A 16,610-nucleotide genomic window follows, 5' to 3' on the forward strand; every position below is an offset into this window, starting at 1 on the left:
CTCGGCGCGTATGAGCACACCGCTTGATCGCGCGCCGACTCCGGAGCGACACGTGTCATCCACATTCCCCGCCAGCGCCACGCCGCTCGAGCGCTCGCCCGAGCGCGCCCGTACCCAGGCCGGACCGCCGCCGGCCAAGCGGCCGCGCAGCGGCCCCACCACCGACCGCCTGTTCGGCTGGGCCGCCAAGGGTGCCGCGCTGCTGACGCTCGCGATGCTGATCGGCATCCTGCTGTCGCTGCTGTACGGTGCCTGGCCCGCCATTTCCAAGTTCGGACTCGGCTTCCTCACCAGCAGCGTCTGGGACCCGGTGCAGGACCAGTACGGCGGCCTGGTGATGATCTACGGCACGCTGGCCACCTCGCTGATCGCGCTGCTGATCGCGGTGCCGGTGAGCTTCGGCATCGCGTTGTTCCTGACCGAGATGTCGCCGGCCTGGCTCAAGCGGCCGCTCGGCACCGCGATCGAACTGTTGGCGGCGGTGCCGTCGATCGTCTACGGCATGTGGGGCCTGCTGGTGTTCGGCCCGATCCTCTCGACCTACGTGCAGCAGCCGTTGCAGAAGCTGTTCGAGGGCGTGCCTTACCTGGGCGCGCTGGTGGCGGGCCCGCCGGTGGGCATCGGCATCCTGTCGGCCGGCATCATCCTGGCGATCATGATCATCCCGTTCATCGCCTCGGTGATGCGCGACGTCTTCGAGGTCACGCCGCCGCTGCTCAAGGAGTCGGCCTACGGCCTCGGCTCCACCACCTGGGAAGTGGTGTCGAAGGTGGTGCTGCCCTATACCAAGGCCGGCGTCATCGGCGGCATCATGCTCGGCCTCGGCCGGGCGCTGGGCGAGACCATGGCGGTCACTTTCGTGATCGGCAACACCAACCAGCTCAATTCGCTGTCGGTCTTCGAACCGGCCAACAGCATCACCTCGGTACTGGCGAACGAGTTCGCCGAAGCCGGCGCCGGCCTGCACCAGGCCTCGCTGATGTACCTCGGCCTGGTACTGTTCTTCATCACCTTCGTGGTGCTGTCGCTGTCCAAGCTGCTGCTGCAGCGCATGAAGAAGAGCGAGGGCACCAAGTCATGACCACCACCGCGGAACGCCTCCTGAACGCCAAGACGCTGGACGAGACGCGCGCGGCCCGCTTCGCCGGCCGCAAGCGGGTCAACTTCATCGCACTGACCCTGTCGCTGGCGGCCATGGCCTTCGGCGTCTTCTGGCTGGTGTGGATCCTCTGGGAAACGCTGCGCCTGGGCGTCGGCGGCCTGGCGCTGAGCACCCTGACCGAGATGACGCCGCCGCCGAACGAGGCCGGCGGCATCGCCAACGCGATCTTCGGCTCGCTCGTGATGGTGCTGATGGCCACCTTCGTCGGCACGCCGATCGGGATCATGGCCGGTATCTACCTGGCGGAATACAACCCCAAGGGCTGGCTCTCGACCCTCGTGCGCTTCGTCAACGACATCCTGCTGTCGGCGCCCTCGATCGTGATCGGGCTGTTCGTCTATGCCGTCGTGGTGGCCTACTTCAAGTCCTTCTCGGGCCTGGCCGGCGCCCTGGCGCTGGCGCTGATCGTGATCCCGGTGGTGATCCGCACCACCGAGAACATGCTGCAGCTGGTGCCGCCGGGCCTGCGCGAAGCGGCCTACGCGCTGGGCGCGCCGAAGTGGAAGGTGATCCTCAGCATCACGCTGCGCGCCGCACGCGCCGGGGTGGTCACGGGGGTGCTGCTGGCCGTGGCCCGCATCGCCGGCGAGACCGCGCCGCTGCTGTTCACCGCGCTCAGCAACCAGTTCTGGACCTCCGACGTCACGCAGCCGATGGCCAGCCTGCCGGTGACCATCTTCAAGTTCGCGATGAGCCCGTACGAGAACTGGCAACAGCTGGCCTGGGCCGGCGTGTTCCTGATCACGGTCGCGGTGCTGGCACTCAACATCCTCGCGCGGGTTCTCACGCGCAACAAGCTCTGAAACACATCATGCCTACCTCTCTCGCACAGCCGACGCGTTCGAAGATCTCGGTCAAGGACCTGAATTTCTACTACGGCAAGTTCCACGCGCTCAAGGGCATCAATCTCGAGATTCCCGAGAACAAGGTGACGGCCTTCATCGGTCCGTCGGGCTGCGGCAAGTCGACCCTGCTGCGCACCTTCAACCGCATGTTCGAGCTCTATCCCGAGCAGCGCGCCGAGGGCACCATCGCGCTCGACGGCGAGAACCTGCTGACCTCCAAGCAGGACGTGGCGCTGATTCGCGCCAAGGTCGGCATGGTGTTCCAGAAGCCGACCCCGTTCCCGATGTCGATCTATGACAACATCGCCTTCGGCGTGAAGCTGTTCGAGAACCTCAGCGCCTCGGAAATGGACGACCGGGTCGAATGGGCGCTCAAGAAGGCGGCGCTCTGGACCGAAGTGCGCGACAAGCTGCAGCAAAGCGGCTCCGGGCTCTCGGGCGGCCAGCAGCAGCGCCTGTGCATCGCCCGCGGCATCGCGATCAAGCCCGAAGTGCTGCTGCTCGACGAACCCTGCTCGGCACTCGACCCGATCTCGACGGCGAAAATCGAGGAGTTGATTGCCGAGCTCAAAAGCGAGTACACCGTGGTCATCGTGACGCACAACATGCAGCAGGCGGCGCGCTGCAGCGACTACACCGCCTACATGTACCTGGGCGACCTGATCGAGTTCGGCGCCACCGAGGACCTGTTCTTCAAGCCGAAGCGCAAGGAGACCGAGGACTACATCACCGGCCGTTTCGGCTAAGGGGACAGACATGACCGAAAAGCATCTTTCCAGCCAGTTCGACAGTGAACTCAACACCGTGTCTTCGCGGGTGATGGAACTCGGCGGCATGGTCGAGGCCCAGATCCACCAGGCGGTCTATGCGCTGCAGGAGTTCGACGCCGACGCGGCCGAGCGGGTCGCCGAGACCGAGCACCGCGTCAACGCGATGGAGATCGAGATCGACCGCGAGCTGTCGTCGATCATCGCCCGCCGCCAGCCGACTGCGCGCGACCTGCGCCTCCTGATCGCGATTTCCAAGACCACCGCCAACCTGGAGCGCGTGGGCGACGAGGCCAACAAGATCGCGCGCATGGTCAAGTCGATCATCGAAAGCGGATCGGCCCGTGCGCTGCCCTCGACCGAGCTGCGGATCGCCGCCGACCTGGCCTCGGGTCTGCTGCGCAAGGCGCTCGACGCCTTCGCGCGGCTGGACACCGCGGCCGCGCTGTCGATCCTCAAGGACGACGACTTGATCGACAAGGAGTTCGACGGCTTCGTGCGCAAGCTGGTCACCTACATGATGGAAGACCCGCGCAAGATCTCCGCCAGCCTCGACCTGCTGTTCCTCGCCAAGGCGATCGAGCGCATCGGCGACCACGCCAAGAACATCGCCGAGTTCATCATCTACATCGTCAAGGGTGCCGATGTGCGGCACACTTCGATGGAAGCCATCGAGTCGGCATTGCAGTGACCGGCCAGCACTGAATTCATGAAGAAACCAAGGATCCTGATCGTCGAGGACGAGTCCTCGATCGCCGAGCTGATCGCCGTCAACCTGCGCCACAACGGCTTCGAGCCGATCTGGGCCGAGGACGGCGCGGCGGCGCAGCGCGAGATCGACGCCTTCCTGCCCGACCTGGTGCTGCTCGACTGGATGCTGCCGGGCCAGAGCGGCCTGCAACTGGCGCGCCACTGGCGCAAGGACTCGCGCACCAAGGCGATCCCGATCCTGATGCTGACCGCGCGCGGCGACGAGCCCGACAAGGTGGCCGGGCTCGACGCCGGCGCCGACGACTACATCACCAAACCCTTTTCGACGCAGGAGATGCTGGCGCGGATCCGTGCCGTGCTGCGCCGCCGGGCGCCGGAAGCCGCCGCCGAGCGGGTCGAGATCGGCGAACTGGTGCTCGACACCGCGACCCACCGCGTCACCTGGCAGGGCGCGCCGCTGAAGGTGGGGCCGACCGAATTCAAGCTGCTGGGCTTCCTGATGCGGCACGCAGAGCGCGTCCACAGCCGCGCCCAGCTGCTCGACAAGGTGTGGGGCGACCACGTCTACATCGAGGAGCGCACGGTCGACGTGCACGTCAAGCGCTTGCGCGAGTCGCTCGGCGCCGCCGCGCCGATGGTCGAGACCGTGCGCGGCGCCGGCTACCGGCTGACCGTCCAGGCGACCGTCTGAGAGTCCACCGCGCCACTGGCCCGGCCGGCTTCGACCGGGCGGGATAATCGTCCGGCATGCCGCTCCGTATCGCCACTTTCCTCACGGCTTCCGCCCTTGGCGGTGGCCTTGCCACGGCATTGCTGAGTTGGCACTACGCCTGGCTCGGCGCCTGGCTCGGCGCGCTCTTGTGGCTGCTGCTCGATGCCTGGCGAGCCCAGCGGCTGCTCAATGTGCTGCGCAGCGATGCCGCAGGGCTGCCCTCGCGCGGCCCGGGCGTCTGGGGCGAACTGTCCGAGCGCATCCGCAAGCTGCTGCGCGAGCGCGAGCAACAGACCCGCCAGGCCGAGGACCGGCTGCAGGAATTCCTTGCCGCCATCCAGGCGTCGCCGAACGGCGTCGTGCTGCTCGACGAGCACGGCCGCATCGAATGGTGCAACCAGACCGCCGCCGGGCAGTTCGGCATCGACGCCGAGCGCGACCTGCTGCAGCACATGGCGAACCTGGTGCGCGACCCGGCCTTCGTCGCCTACCTGGCGTCCTGGAACTACAGCCGCGACGTCGTGATCGATGCCCAGGGGCCGGCGCAGCGCAGCCATCCGGCGCGGCTGTCGGTGCAGGTGCATCCCTATGCCGGCAACCGGCGCATGCTGCTGACGCGCGACATCACCTCCCTCGAGCAGGCCGAGGCGATGCGGCGCGACTTCGTCGCCAACGTCTCGCACGAGATCCGCACGCCGCTCACCGTGCTGGCCGGCTTCGTCGAAACGCTGCAGAACCTGCCGCTCGACGCCAAGGAGCGCGCCCGCTATCTCGGCCTGATGGCGCAGCAGTCCCATCGGATGGAGACCCTGGTCAACGACCTCCTGACGCTCTCGCGGCTGGAGGGCAGCGCGGCCCCGCCGGCCAACCGCTGGACCCGCATGCGGGCCCTGATGGCGCAGTGCGAGGACGAGGGCAGGGGGCTGTCGAGCCGCCTGAGCTCGCAGGGCCACCGGCTGTCGTTCACGCTGGAGTCCGACTCGGAGATCGCCGGCGCGCCGACCGAGCTGCAAAGCGCGATGTCGAATCTCGTGAGCAATGCCATCCGCTACACGCCCGGCGGGGGCGAAGTCGCCGTCAGCTGGCGCCTGTTGCCCGACGGACGGGGCGAGTACGCGGTGCGCGACAGCGGCCCGGGCATCGCCGCCGAGCACCTGCCGCGCCTGACCGAGCGCTTCTACCGCATCGACCGCAGCCGCTCGCGCGAGACCGGCGGCACCGGCCTCGGCCTGGCGATCGTCAAGCACATCGCGCAGCGCCACGGCACCGAGCTGCGCATCGAGAGCACGCCCGGCAAGGGCTCGCGTTTTGCGCTCGTGTTTCCCGTGTCGCGGCTGCGGCAGGCCTCGCCGCTCAGCGTCGTCGCCTGAGGCCCCCACGCTCGTCACTTCGTGTGCTCGCTGCCCCCCGAGGGGGCACAGACCGCCTTGGGGCGGCCCGGCGCCGGTCTGAGCGTGGACAGCAGCAAGGCGATGAACAGGGCGGCGGTGAAAGCCAATGCCAGCGCGCCCATGAGCCAGAAGGCCAGCGGCGATTGCATCGCCGTCCAGGTCCCGATGCCGCGATAGGCCAGCAGGTAGCCGCCACCGAGCCCCACGCCCCACAGCAGGGCGCAGTAGAGCGCCAGCGGCGCCACGGTGACGCGGTAGCAGCGCAGCACGAAGACGCTCAGCGTCTGCAGGGCGTCTGCGAAATGATAGAGCGCGGTCGCCAGCAGCAGCGTCGCGCCGAGCGCCTCCACCGCCGGGTTGCCCGTATAGATGCCGGCGAGCTGCCAGCGCAGCACCGCCATGCCGCCTGCGATCAGCAGGGCGAAGCACACGGTCAGCTCGAAGCCCCGCCGGCAGGCGCGCCGCGCCAGCGCGGCCTGATCGGCGCCGAGCCAGAAGCTGACGCGCGCGCTGGTCGCGATCGACAGCGACAGCGGCGTCATGTAGGCGACGGCCGTGAGGTTGGCGGCGATCTGGTGCGCGGCCGAGGCCGCAGTCCCCAGGCGCGCGATGAACAGCGCCATCAAGGTGAACGAGGTCACTTCCACCAGCACCGACAGGCCGGCGGGCACGCCGAGCCGCGCAAACTGGCGCAGCTGCCGCCAGTCGGGCGGCTCGATCCGTTGCCAGAAGCGGTAGCCGGTGTAGAACGGGTCGCCGCGCAGCAGCCAGACGGCGGCTCCGAGCATCGTGTAGTTGACCGCCAGCGTGGCCCAGCCGCAGCCGACCAGCCCCATCGCCGGCAGCCCGGCGCCGCCGAAGGTGAACCAGATCGACAGCGGCAGCTTCAGGCCCAGCGACGCCAATTGCAGCCAGGTCACGAGCTGCGGCTTGCCCAGGCTCTGGTTGAGGGTGCTGAAGAGGCGGAACAGCAGCGCCGGCGCCAGCGCGAAGGCCAGCACCTGCAGGTAGGCTTCGACGGCGTCGCGCATCGCCGGCGGCACCTCGGTCCAGCGCAGCAGCGGCGCCGGGAACAACAGCAGCGCCATGCCGAGCGCGATGGCCCCGGCGCAGAGGTAGAGCGACTGCCGCACCGAGCGGCCGACCTCGGAGGTGCGCCGGGCGCCATGGAGTTCGGCCCACACCGGCAGCAGCGCCTGCAGCCCGCCCATCAGCGAGACGTAGACGCTGATGAAGATCGCCGAGCCGACCGACAAGGCCGCCAGCGCGCCTTCGGCATAGCGGCCGGCCACGATCGTGTCGGTGACGCCGAAGGCCATCACCGCGAGCTGGCCGACCAGCACCGTCGCGGCGTGGCGTGCGATCACCCGCCGCTCGCTAGGCACCGCCGGGCCGCTCCCACGGCTAGCCACCGTTGGGCGCGATGCGTTGGTAGAGCAGCAGGTCGTCGCTCGGGCTGGTGGGGCGACGCAGCGTGCCGATCAGGCGCCAGCCCTCGAGGTTCACGATGTTGTGCAGCCGCGCGATCGCGTCGGGGCTCACCAGCAGCCAGGGGCAGACCGGCTCGGTCCCGAGCGAACGCAGCTTGAAATTGCCGTGGTGGCGCAGCGCCGCGACGTGGGGCCGGCTGAGGGCGAGCTCGGAGATGCACTCGGGCTGGCCGATCTTGTCGGCGATTGCACTCACCTGGGGCCCATAGCTGCGCGCGTAGTCGAGCAGCGGCAGCCACAGCGTCATCAGCAGCATCCAGCACAGCGCGGCGCCGCCGGCCGGCAGCACCAGCGTTTTCCAGAGCGCGGCGCGATGGCGCCCGGTGCGCCAGCGCACCAGCCAGGCCCAGGCCAGGGTCGCGGTCAGCGCGAAGACGAAGGCCGTGGCGGAGAAATGAGGAACGAAGCCGGGCGCGAGCTTGGCGACGTTGGCCGCCGGCTTGGCCGGCACGCCGGTTTGCATCGCGACCCACATGACCCAGATGATGATGGCGAAACCGGTGAAGAACAGCAGCGTGAACCAGTCGATCAAGGCCGCCACGCTGCGCCGCAAGGTCGGCAGCGCGAAGGCGGCCAGCGTCGCGAAGGCCGGCAGGCCGAGCAGCAGGGAGCGCTCGGAGAAGTCCGTGGTCCAGGTGGCCAGCAGCGGCATCAGCGCGAACCACAGCGGCAGCGCCACGTGGCGCGCCAGCAGTTGGCGGCGCCAGCGCCAGAGGGTCCAGACAGCCAGCGGCCAGGTCGGCCAGGTGAACCACAGCAGCAGCTTGGCCTGGCTGCGCACGTCGGCGATCAGGCGCGTGTGGGGGTCGCTGCCGGGGAGGTCGATCTTCCACTGGAAGAGGCCGAGCCCGGCGGCGAGCGCAGCGACCAGCAGGGTCGCGCCGAGCACGGCGGCAATGGCCCCGAAGCTGTAGGTCGGTTCGGATTCGGAGGCTTCTTCGGCGCGGTGGCCCCAGCGCTCTGCTGCCAGAAGCCCGACGCAGCCAAGGCCCAGTCCGAGGCCGACCGTCGGACCGCCCGACAGCGTCAGGCCGACGCTGCCGATCAGCAGCGCGATGAAGGCGCCGACGCGGTGATAGGGCAGCGCCGCGACGCCGTAGAACAGCTGCGAGGCGAAGAACAGCTGGGCCAGTGCCGGGGTGGTTTCATGGCCCAGCTGCGCCAGGCCCAGCGAGGCGATCAGCGCCAGCACGGCGCCATCGGCGATGGCTCGGGCATAGTCGGTCGGCCGCGCCTCGCCGCCGAAGGCAAAAGCCACCGGCTGCGCGCGCGGGGTGCGCGCCAGGTAGTAGGCGGCGTACCAGGTGGCGCTGAAGGTGCCCCACAGCAGCAGCGCGAAGGCGATGCGCACCGCGAGGTCGGGGTTCATCCAGGCCGGCGCGATCTTGATCGCCCAGGCGCCGATCCAGTAGGGCAGCAGCGCAGCTGTCTCGGGCCTCAGGCTGAGCAACATCGGATCCAGCCAGCGCGCGATGCCGCCGCCAGCTTGTGCCAGCTCGGCCATGAAGCCGAAGGCTGCGATGTCGGCACTCTTCCAGGGCCCGCGCCCCACCAGCCCCGGCATCAGGTAGGCGGCGCAGAGCAGCAGCAACGCGATCCGCGGCAGGCGGCGCACGGCGCTCTGGGCAACGATCGCTGGCGTCGGCTGGTTCAAGGGGCGGGTTTGCGTGGGAGGGAGCGAAAGCAAAAAAAGGGCAGCGCGGTAAACCGGGCTGCCCTCGACGCGGAAGCGCCCGCCTTACTTGGAGGCGGCGCCGGTGGTCTTGCCGAAGCGGTTGCGGAACTTCTCGACGCGGCCACCCATGTTGTCGACCGACTTTTGCGTGCCGGTGTAGAAGGGGTGCGACTCGCTCGAGGTATCGAGCTTGAAGAGAGGCAGTTCGCGACCGTCGTCGGTCTTGCCCATTTCCTTGGTGTTCGCGCACGAACGGGTCACGAACTTGAAGCCGTTCGACAGGTCGACGAACAGAACTTCGCGGTAGTTGGGGTGAATGCCTGCTTTAGCCATGATCATTTCCTTGTGGGTCGATGCGAGAGCCACAGCGGGACACAACGTCCACGCAGCACTTTTCGCTAAGCCCTCAATTATCGCATACTGGGCCGTTTCAGCGCCAGAGGCCCGATCACCATGCCCATTCCCACCCTGAAAGCCGGCCTGGTCGGCTACGGATTCGCTGGCCAGACCTTCCACGCACCGGTGCTGTCGGCGGTTCCGGGGCTCGTCCTGGGCGCCGTGGCGAGTTCCCAGCCGAACAAGGTCCACGCCGACTGGCCCGGTGTTCCCGTGGTCCCGGACGTCGAGGCGCTGTTGCGCCGCGGCGACATCGACCTGGTGGTGGTGGCCGCGCCGAACGCGCAGCACCATCCGCTGGCCCGGGCGGCGCTGGAGGCCGGCAAGCACGTGGTGGTCGACAAGCCCTTCACGCTCGACGCGGCCCAGGCCCGTGATCTGACCGCGCTGGCGAAACGCCAGGGCCGGCTGCTGTCGGTCTACCAGAACCGGCGCTTCGACTCGGACTTCCTGAGCCTGCGCGGCCTGCTGGCAGGCCGCCAGCTCGGACGCCCGGTGTACTTCGAGTCGCATTTCGACCGCTTCCGGCCGCAGGTGCGCGAGCGCTGGCGCGAGCAACCGGTGCCCGGCGCGGGGCTGTGGGGCGACCTCGGCGCGCACCTGGTCGACCAGGCGCTGCAGCTCTTCGGCCGCCCCGACACGCTGCAGCTGGACACCGCGGCGCTGCGCGAGCGCGCGCTGGTCGAGGACTATTTCCATGCCGTGCTGCGCTACCAGAGCGGCGAGCATGCGCCCTTGCGGGTGGTGCTGCATGCGACCACGCTGGCGGCCTTTCCGGCGCCGCGCTTCATCGTCCACGGCACGCGAGGCAGCTATCTCAAGCGTGGCGTCGATCCACAGGAAGACGCGCTGCGCGCCGGCGGCAGGCCCGGCGATGCGCAGTGGGGCGCCGATCCGGTCGATGGCGAACTCACGCTGGTCGGCCTCGATGGCCGCGCGCAGACGCAGAAGCTGCCCACGCGGGCAGGCGACTACGTGAGCTACTACGCGGCAGTGCGCGATGCGATCTTGGAGAGGGGCCCGAATCCGGTCACGCCGGAGCAGGCGGTCGAGCTGATGGAACTGCTCGACCTGGGTCGCCAGAGCGCGGCGGAAGGCCGGGCCCTGGCGGCGCGCTGACGAGGTGTCGGCGCGCTGAAGGCGATTCTTCGTGGTACTTGGTCCGCCGCCGGGCCGCCCCAAGGCGGACCGCGCCCCCTCGGGGGGCAGCGAGTACACGAAGTGACCGAGCGTAGGGGCTCAACCTCCGCGACGCATCATGTCGAAGAACTCGACATTGGTCTTGGTCGCCTTCATGTTCTTGAGCATGAGCTCCATCGACTCGATCTCGTCCATGTTGTACATGAGCTGGCGAAGGATGCGGGTCTTCTGGAGGATCTCGGGTGCCAGCAGCAGTTCTTCGCGGCGGGTGCCGCTGCGGTTGAGCTGGATCGAGGGGAACACGCGCTTCTCGTAGAGCCGGCGGTCGAGGTGGATTTCGGAGTTGCCGGTGCCCTTGAACTCTTCGAAGATCACTTCGTCCATGCGGCTGCCGGTGTCGATCAGCGCGGTGCCGATGATGGTCAGCGAGCCGCCTTCTTCCACGTTGCGCGCGGCGCCCAGGAAACGCTTGGGACGCTGCAGCGCATTGGAGTCGACGCCGCCGGTCAGCACCTTGCCCGAGGAGGGCACGACGTTGTTGTAGGCGCGGGCCAGGCGGGTGATCGAGTCGAGCAGGATCACGACATCCTTCTTGAGCTCGACCAGGCGCTTGGCGCGTTCGATCACCATCTCGGCGACGTGCACGTGGCGCGCGGCGGGCTCGTCGAAGGTCGAGGCAATCACCTCGCCCTTCACGGTGCGCTGCATCTCGGTCACTTCTTCGGGCCGCTCGTCCACCAGCAGCACCATCATGTGCACTTCGGGGTAGTTGGCGCTGATCGCGTGCGCGATGTGCTGCATCATCACCGTCTTGCCGCTCTTGGGCGGGGCCACGAGCAGGGCACGCTGGCCCTTGCCGATCGGCGCGATGATGTCGATGATCCGGCCGGTGATGTTCTCTTCGCCCTTGAAGCCGTCGCGCTCGAGCTTCATCTGCTCCTTCGGGAACAGCGGCGTCAGGTTCTCGAACATCACCTTGTGCTTGTTGTTCTCGGGCAGCCCGTCGTTGACCTTGTCGAGCTTGGTCAGTGCGAAGTAGCGCTCCCCGTCCTTGGGCGTGCGCACCTCGCCTTCGATCATGTCGCCGGTGTGCAGGTTGAAGCGGCGCACCTGGCTCGGCGAGATGTAGATGTCGTCGGTGCTGGCGGTGAAGCTGGTGTCGGGGCTGCGCAGGAAGCCGAAGCCGTCCGGCAGGATCTCGAGCACGCCGTCGGCGAAGACCTGCTCGCCGGCCTTGGCGCGCTTCTTGATGATCGCGAACATCAGCTCCTGCTTGCGCATGCGGCCGACGTTTTCGATCTCAAGGGCTTCGGCCTGCTTGAGGACTTCGGACACGTGGAGTGCCTTGAGTTCGTTTAAGTGCATGGAATGACCCCGTGAGGGGAAATCGGTCTGGAACCAGGAGGGGGAGGTTTGGTGAGAGGCGAGAGATGCCTCACAAACCGGGGAACTCGAACCGGGTCCCTGGGAGGGCCGGTGATCTGCGGGAGATTATGACAGGAAAATCGGCGGCTGCCGGCGCATTGCGCGCGGGCAGCCGGAGAAGGCTTCAGGCGAGTTGCTGATCGATGAAGGCCGTGAGTTGCGCCTTGCTCATCGCGCCGACCTTGGTGGCGGCAAGCTGGCCGTCCTTGAACAGCATCAGGGTCGGGATGCCGCGGATGCCGAACTTGGCCGGGATGTCGCGGTTCTCGTCGACGTTCATCTTGGCGATCTGGAGCTTGCCCTCGTAGGTGTTGGACACCTCGTCGAGGATCGGCGCGATCATCTTGCAGGGCCCACACCATTCGGCCCAGTAGTCGACCAGAACGGGCTTGCCGGACTTGAGCACGTCGGCTTCGAAGGAGGAGTCGGAGATGTGTTTGATGAGGTCGCTGGCCATGGAGTTGTGTCCTTCTGCGCGGAGAGTTTTGGGTGCTGCCAAAGTGCAGGTCATTGTGACAGAAACCAAGTAGCGACGTGGTCGGCGCGGAAGCTATGGCATCGATAGCCAAAGCGGTGACACTCGACGCATGAATCAGACAAGAAAAGTGGCGGTGGTCGGTGGCGGTCCTGCCGGATTGATGGCGGCCGAAGTGCTGGCCGCCGAAGGCGTCGAGGTGCATCTCTACGACGCCATGCCCTCGGTCGGGCGCAAGTTCCTGCTCGCCGGGCGCGGCGGTCTCAACCTCACGCATTCCGAACCCTTCGAGCTCTTTGCCACTCGCTTCGGCGAGCGCAATGCGGCGCTCGCGCCGTTGCTGAAGGCCTTCGGTCCCGATCAACTGCGGGCCTGGGCGCACGGGCTGGGCATCGAGACCTTTGTGGGCACCTCGGGCCGTGTGTTCCCGAAGGACATGAAAGCCGCGCCGCTGCTGCGGGCCTGGCTGCATCGGCTGCGGCAGGCCGGCGTGCGCTTTCACATGCGCCATCGCTGGCTGGGTTGGCCGGACGCGGCGACGCCGGCCACCACGCTGCGCTTCGCTACGCCCGACGGCGAGGTCGCACAGGCGCACGACGCCGTCGTGCTGGCGCTCGGCGGCGCCAGCTGGTCGCGGCTGGGCTCCGATGGGGCCTGGGTGCCATGGGTGTCCGGTCGCGGCGTGGCGGTCGCGCCGCTGGTGCAGGCCAACTGCGGCTTCGACATCGGCTGGACACCGCATTTTGCGGAGCGCTTCGCAGGCATGCCCTTCAAGTCGGTGGCGATCGCATTCAGCGACGGGCACGGTCGCCGCTTCGCGCGCAAGGGCGAGTTCGTGGCAACCGCGACTGGCGTCGAAGGCAGCCTGATCTACGCGGCCTCGGCCTTGCTGCGCGACGAGATCGCGGCGCGCGGCTGCGCCATCCTGATGCTCGACCTGCTGCCCGATCGCAGCGCCGAGCAAGTGCGCGCCGCGGTGATGCATCCGCGCGGCGCACGTTCGCAGGCGAGTCATCTGAAGAGCCGCCTCGGCCTCGAGGGCATCAAGGCCGGCGTGTTGCACGAGGTGCTGACACGCGAGGAGATGCACGCTGCCGAGAAGCTGGCCGAGACCATCAAGGCGGTGCCGCTGCGCCTCTCGGCGGCGCGGCCGATCGACGAGGCCATCAGCACCGGCGGCGGCGTGCGCTTCGACGCGCTCGACGACCGGCTGATGGCCGTGGCGCTGCCGGACGTCTTCTTCGCCGGCGAGATGCTCGACTGGGAGGCGCCGACCGGGGGCTATCTGTTGACCGCCTCGATGGCGAGCGGCGCGGCCGCCGCGCGCGGCGCGCTGGAGCGTCTGAAGTAGGGCGCCGGCCTGGTTCGGCTCATGGCCGGCCGAGCCAATGGCGCGCGGTGGTGGCGACGACCTGTGCGGCCCGGGCCTTGACCTGCGACGCCGGTGCCGGCTCGCGGGCGGCGGGAAACGGCCAGGACGAACGCCTCTCGACCCGGGGCCGAGGCTCGAACGGCAGCACCCGGCCAGCGTTGGACGAGGGCGTGAGGAGGGTCATGGGTCTCGCCTTGGTCTTGTGATGGGATGATGCTCAGTTTACTCGAAACACTGTATGAAAATACAGTCAATCGAGCCCGTGATGCGCAGCCATCGCCTTAAGCCTGCCCTCAGCGAGTTCACCGAAGCTCGGGGCATGTCTACGCTTCGTTGCAATTTGCCCGGCCTGGGCGCCTCCAGCGCCAGGGCCCTTCGCTGGCCACCGTCCGGATCAGGTCCGGCGCGGATGATGCCGTCCATTCCGGCCCCCTTCACCCGCAGTCAGGTCGACAGGGTCCTCGAACTGGAGCAGGTCCGGCGGGAAACGCCGACCGGCGCCGCGCTCCTGCTGCAAGCGTGGATGCCCGCCCACTTCTCCGAGGCCCAAGCCGAGTGCGTCACGCGGATGCTGGGCCTCGACGCCAAGGATCTGCGCGCCACCCTGGCCGATGCCCTGGCGCCTGGTTCGCGGTGCGACCGCCTGACAGCATGAGTTCGAACCGCTCGACCACGGCCGCAGACCTGCTGGCGAATGGCGTTCGCGCGCAGGCGCAGGCCACGGCCCTGAGCCCGCAGATCTTGAACGCCTGCAAGCGTGCCGCGCGCGCCCTGACCGCGTACCTGGGCACTTGCGGCGAGCCGCCGCTGAGTTTTCCGCAGGTGAACCTGATCCGTGCCATGTACCTGGCCGAGACGGCGACGGGTCGCCCGTTGCGCAACGCCGATCAGGTCATGGGCGCGGTGGCCCGGTTCTTCATGCCGATGCAGATGGAATTCGCGGTCGAGCTGTTGACCGAAAGCCTCGAGGGCGAGGCGGGCGAAGGCTGGGCCATCCTGGACGAACTCGAGGTCATCGCCGCCGAGATGCTGCGCGCCGGCTGATGCGAGGCGGGTCCGCCAGGACGACGCCGCGCCGGGTGGAGATCGTGTTTTCCGCTCGTCGGTCCAGCCCTTGCCTCTGCTGGCGAAGCGCGTAGCATGCGCCGGGTCGCCCCTCGGTGAAGTCCCTTGCCGTCCTGCGCAAGGCCCCGCTCCATCATGCTGCGCTGCCGGCCAACGACGGGCAAGCCATTTCGCTGGGTGCGATCTCGGTCGACGGCAGGCGGCCGCGTCGGCCAGAGGCAGTTGGCACGGGCCGCCTACTTCAGCTCGAAGGAGGGTGACATGATCACCTACGTTGGCTTGATGAGCTTCACGGACAAGGGCATTCAATCGGTCAAGGACACGACCAAACGGTCGGTCGCCGCCAAGGAGGCTGCGAAAAAGGCCGGAGTCACCATGCGGGAGCTGTACTGGACCATGGGCAAGTACGACCTCGTTTGCGTGCTCGAGGCAGAGGACGAACATGCATTGGCGGCGTTCAGCATCGCGACGGCCAGCCAGGGAAATGTGCGCATCAACTCGATGCGTGCGTATTCGAGCCAGGAGATGGACAAGATACTGGCCAAGCTCCCGTAGCTTTTCGGCGGACCTCAAGCGGCCCTCGTGGCGACGCTTGGGGTCTTCGCTCGAAGGTGGCCGATCGGCCCGAGTCCGCCATTGATGTGAGGTTGACGAGCCTTACCCCCGGCACTGGCTACGCAGTTAGGGCTGCTTGGTTCCCCACCTGACCCGGTTGGCCGCTTCACCATGCGGGGAGGCCCGTCAACTCGGGATTGTAGGCGACGGCGAGCACCCCGGCTTTTCACCAGACCATCAACGCGGTTTCGAGCGCCGCATCGGCATAGTAGAGACGCACGCCGATCTGGTAGTGGCGGTCCTTCTGCAGCCGCATGCTGACCTTGGCGTTGAGGTCGGTGCCGCTGTCGTCGGCGCCCGCGATCTGCACGTTGCCTTTCGGCGTGACCTCGAACAGCACCAGCACCGTGTCCGAGGTGCCGAAGGTGCCGACGTTGTAGGTTCGCGTGCGCGGCGGCGTGAAATCGAAGGTGCGGGTCTCGCCGGCCTTGAGCTTCAGCAGCTGCGACACCCCGACTTTCAATGCAGCGGACGTGGGCGCCCTGACGCCCGGGTAGGACTCCACCACCCAGGCCTTGTCCGCATAGGACAGGCCGCCCTTGGGTTGCAGGCCCGACTGGTATTTTTCCGGCGCGACGATCAGCCCGGCATCGAACTGGTACTCCATGACCGAATCCGGATCCCAGGTGGTGCCCTTGATCTCCGACGCCGGGATCTTGCGCAGGATGTTCCATTCGATCTGCGAATCTTCCCAGTTGTTCGGCGGCCCCCTGAAATAGGCCAGCACCGCCTCGCGGTTCCACGAGATGCCGGCGTTCGGGTTCTGGTGCTCGTGTTCCAGCCCGAGCGTGTGGCCGATCTCGTGCAGGGCGGTGTCGTGGCCGTAGGCGGTGGTCAGTGCCCAGCCGAAGTTCATGGTGCGCTCCTGTGGCGACTTGGTGTTGAGCACGTCGCGTCCCACGTAGGACCAGGCGCCGTCCTGAGGATCGAAGCCGATGCGCACCATGGCGTCCTCGGGCGCCTCGACGCGCCGGAAGCTGATGCCGACGCCGAGCTTGGCCCAGGCTTCGAAAGAGGTGTCGACAACGCCGATGTCTGCGGTGTTCCCCTGCCATGCCGAAGGCACGCCATCTCCGCGCTTGAAGCAGTAGTACGTGAGCTGGGTGCCGTTCACCCACTTCTTGCTCGCGGCGATGATGGCACGGGCGCGGCCGGCGGCGACGCCGATATCGAACTGCCGGATCGGCTGCACCGGCTGCGAGCAATAGCGTCGCGGGCCGACGGCTTCGGGCGGGCTGGATTTGCTGGGCGCGGCCGGACGGGCCGCCTTGCGGGTCGCAGTGGGCATGTCGGTCTCCTCGAGGTTTTTTCATGCTAGGCGCGGGCGGCGCGAAATCTATCTGCAGGATGGCCTAGGCCGGCAGCCGAG

At 67.9% G+C, this 16,610-nt stretch carries 18 protein-coding genes and 1 other RNA gene; 11 read left to right on the forward strand and 8 right to left on the reverse strand.

Going from position 1 to position 16,610, the window contains the following annotated elements; translation table 11 throughout:
• The first annotated feature begins 10 nt into the window (after nt 1-10).
• From pstC to phoR, 6 genes are read left to right on the forward strand one after another with little or no spacing between them, the layout of a single operon-like run.
• Nucleotides 11-1,081 (forward strand): phosphate ABC transporter permease subunit PstC, encoded by a 1,071-nt coding sequence (gene pstC, locus AC1DYD_RS04040; RefSeq protein ID WP_478171464.1) that lies wholly within the window; start codon nt 11-13, stop codon nt 1,079-1,081.
• On the forward strand, nt 1,078-1,965 hold the full coding sequence (pstA, locus tag AC1DYD_RS04045) for a phosphate ABC transporter permease PstA (RefSeq protein WP_478171465.1): 888 nt from the start codon (nt 1,078-1,080) through the stop codon (nt 1,963-1,965). The genes pstC and pstA overlap by 4 nt, the downstream gene beginning before the upstream one ends.
• An 8-nt stretch (nt 1,966-1,973) precedes the next feature.
• Nucleotides 1,974-2,753, forward strand: coding sequence for a phosphate ABC transporter ATP-binding protein PstB (gene pstB, locus AC1DYD_RS04050; RefSeq protein ID WP_478171466.1), 780 nt, complete (start codon nt 1,974-1,976; stop codon nt 2,751-2,753).
• 10 nt (nt 2,754-2,763) lie between these two features.
• Entirely contained in the window at nt 2,764-3,465 is a 702-nt protein-coding gene (phoU, locus tag AC1DYD_RS04055) for a phosphate signaling complex protein PhoU (protein ID WP_478171467.1), read from the forward strand.
• Between the two features lie 18 nt (nt 3,466-3,483).
• The gene (phoB, locus tag AC1DYD_RS04060; protein WP_478171468.1) at nt 3,484-4,176 is read left to right on the forward strand and encodes a phosphate regulon transcriptional regulator PhoB; all 693 of its coding nucleotides are present in this window, start codon (nt 3,484-3,486) and stop codon (nt 4,174-4,176) included.
• Nucleotides 4,177-4,232: 56 nt separating this feature from the next.
• Nucleotides 4,233-5,567: a phosphate regulon sensor histidine kinase PhoR gene (gene phoR / locus AC1DYD_RS04065; protein WP_478171469.1), complete on the forward strand. Its 1,335-nt coding sequence runs from the start codon at nt 4,233-4,235 to the stop codon at nt 5,565-5,567.
• A 14-nt stretch (nt 5,568-5,581) separates the two neighbouring features.
• On the opposite strand, the gene AC1DYD_RS04070 is transcribed toward phoR, so the two are convergent.
• From AC1DYD_RS04070 to AC1DYD_RS04080, 3 genes are all read right to left on the reverse strand, one after another.
• Nucleotides 5,582-6,973 carry an MATE family efflux transporter gene (locus AC1DYD_RS04070; RefSeq protein ID WP_478171470.1) on the reverse strand — a complete coding sequence of 464 codons (1,392 nt, stop codon included), beginning with the start codon at nt 6,971-6,973 and terminating at the stop codon, nt 5,582-5,584.
• A gap of 19 nt (nt 6,974-6,992) precedes the next feature.
• Nucleotides 6,993-8,732 (reverse strand): hypothetical protein, encoded by a 1,740-nt coding sequence (locus AC1DYD_RS04075; RefSeq protein WP_478171471.1) that lies wholly within the window; start codon nt 8,730-8,732, stop codon nt 6,993-6,995.
• An 84-nt stretch (nt 8,733-8,816) separates the two neighbouring features.
• Complete coding sequence (locus AC1DYD_RS04080; protein ID WP_478171472.1) at nt 8,817-9,086, reverse strand: type B 50S ribosomal protein L31; 270 nt, start codon at nt 9,084-9,086, stop codon at nt 8,817-8,819.
• 120 nt (nt 9,087-9,206) lie between these two features.
• Here AC1DYD_RS04080 and AC1DYD_RS04085 point away from each other — a divergent pair, with 120 nt between their 5' ends.
• The gene (locus AC1DYD_RS04085; protein WP_478171473.1) at nt 9,207-10,268 is read left to right on the forward strand and encodes an oxidoreductase; all 1,062 of its coding nucleotides are present in this window, start codon (nt 9,207-9,209) and stop codon (nt 10,266-10,268) included.
• 120 nt (nt 10,269-10,388) lie between these two features.
• On the opposite strand, the gene rho is transcribed toward AC1DYD_RS04085, so the two are convergent.
• Nucleotides 10,389-11,654 carry a transcription termination factor Rho gene (gene rho / locus AC1DYD_RS04090; RefSeq protein WP_158722484.1) on the reverse strand — a complete coding sequence of 422 codons (1,266 nt, stop codon included), beginning with the start codon at nt 11,652-11,654 and terminating at the stop codon, nt 10,389-10,391.
• Between the two features lie 184 nt (nt 11,655-11,838).
• Complete coding sequence (gene trxA / locus AC1DYD_RS04095; protein ID WP_028253873.1) at nt 11,839-12,171, reverse strand: thioredoxin TrxA; 333 nt, start codon at nt 12,169-12,171, stop codon at nt 11,839-11,841.
• Nucleotides 12,172-12,301: 130 nt separating this feature from the next.
• On the opposite strand from trxA, the gene AC1DYD_RS04100 reads away from it, so the two are divergent.
• The gene (locus AC1DYD_RS04100; protein WP_478171474.1) at nt 12,302-13,540 is read left to right on the forward strand and encodes a TIGR03862 family flavoprotein; all 1,239 of its coding nucleotides are present in this window, start codon (nt 12,302-12,304) and stop codon (nt 13,538-13,540) included.
• A gap of 19 nt (nt 13,541-13,559) precedes the next feature.
• On the opposite strand, the gene AC1DYD_RS04105 is transcribed toward AC1DYD_RS04100, so the two are convergent.
• The gene (locus AC1DYD_RS04105; RefSeq protein WP_478171475.1) at nt 13,560-13,745 is read right to left on the reverse strand and encodes a hypothetical protein; all 186 of its coding nucleotides are present in this window, start codon (nt 13,743-13,745) and stop codon (nt 13,560-13,562) included.
• Between the two features lie 225 nt (nt 13,746-13,970).
• Here AC1DYD_RS04105 and AC1DYD_RS04110 point away from each other — a divergent pair, with 225 nt between their 5' ends.
• From AC1DYD_RS04110 to AC1DYD_RS04120, 3 genes are all read left to right on the forward strand, one after another.
• Nucleotides 13,971-14,216 (forward strand): hypothetical protein, encoded by a 246-nt coding sequence (locus tag AC1DYD_RS04110; RefSeq protein WP_478171476.1) that lies wholly within the window; start codon nt 13,971-13,973, stop codon nt 14,214-14,216.
• Complete coding sequence (locus AC1DYD_RS04115; protein WP_478171477.1) at nt 14,213-14,605, forward strand: hypothetical protein; 393 nt, start codon at nt 14,213-14,215, stop codon at nt 14,603-14,605. Before AC1DYD_RS04110 ends, AC1DYD_RS04115 begins: the two co-directional genes overlap by 4 nt.
• 282 nt (nt 14,606-14,887) lie before the next feature.
• Nucleotides 14,888-15,181: a GYD domain-containing protein gene (locus tag AC1DYD_RS04120; RefSeq protein ID WP_478171478.1), complete on the forward strand. Its 294-nt coding sequence runs from the start codon at nt 14,888-14,890 to the stop codon at nt 15,179-15,181.
• Nucleotides 15,182-15,272: 91 nt separating this feature from the next.
• On the opposite strand, the gene ffs is transcribed toward AC1DYD_RS04120, so the two are convergent.
• Nucleotides 15,273-15,369: signal recognition particle sRNA small type (gene ffs, locus AC1DYD_RS04125), an RNA gene on the reverse strand.
• 38 nt (nt 15,370-15,407) lie between these two features.
• Nucleotides 15,408-16,529: a M12 family metallopeptidase gene (locus AC1DYD_RS04130; protein ID WP_478171479.1), complete on the reverse strand. Its 1,122-nt coding sequence runs from the start codon at nt 16,527-16,529 to the stop codon at nt 15,408-15,410.
• Nucleotides 16,530-16,610: the final 81 nt, after the last annotated feature.

The sequence above is a fragment of the Variovorax sp. P4_B11 genome (assembly GCF_056402355.1).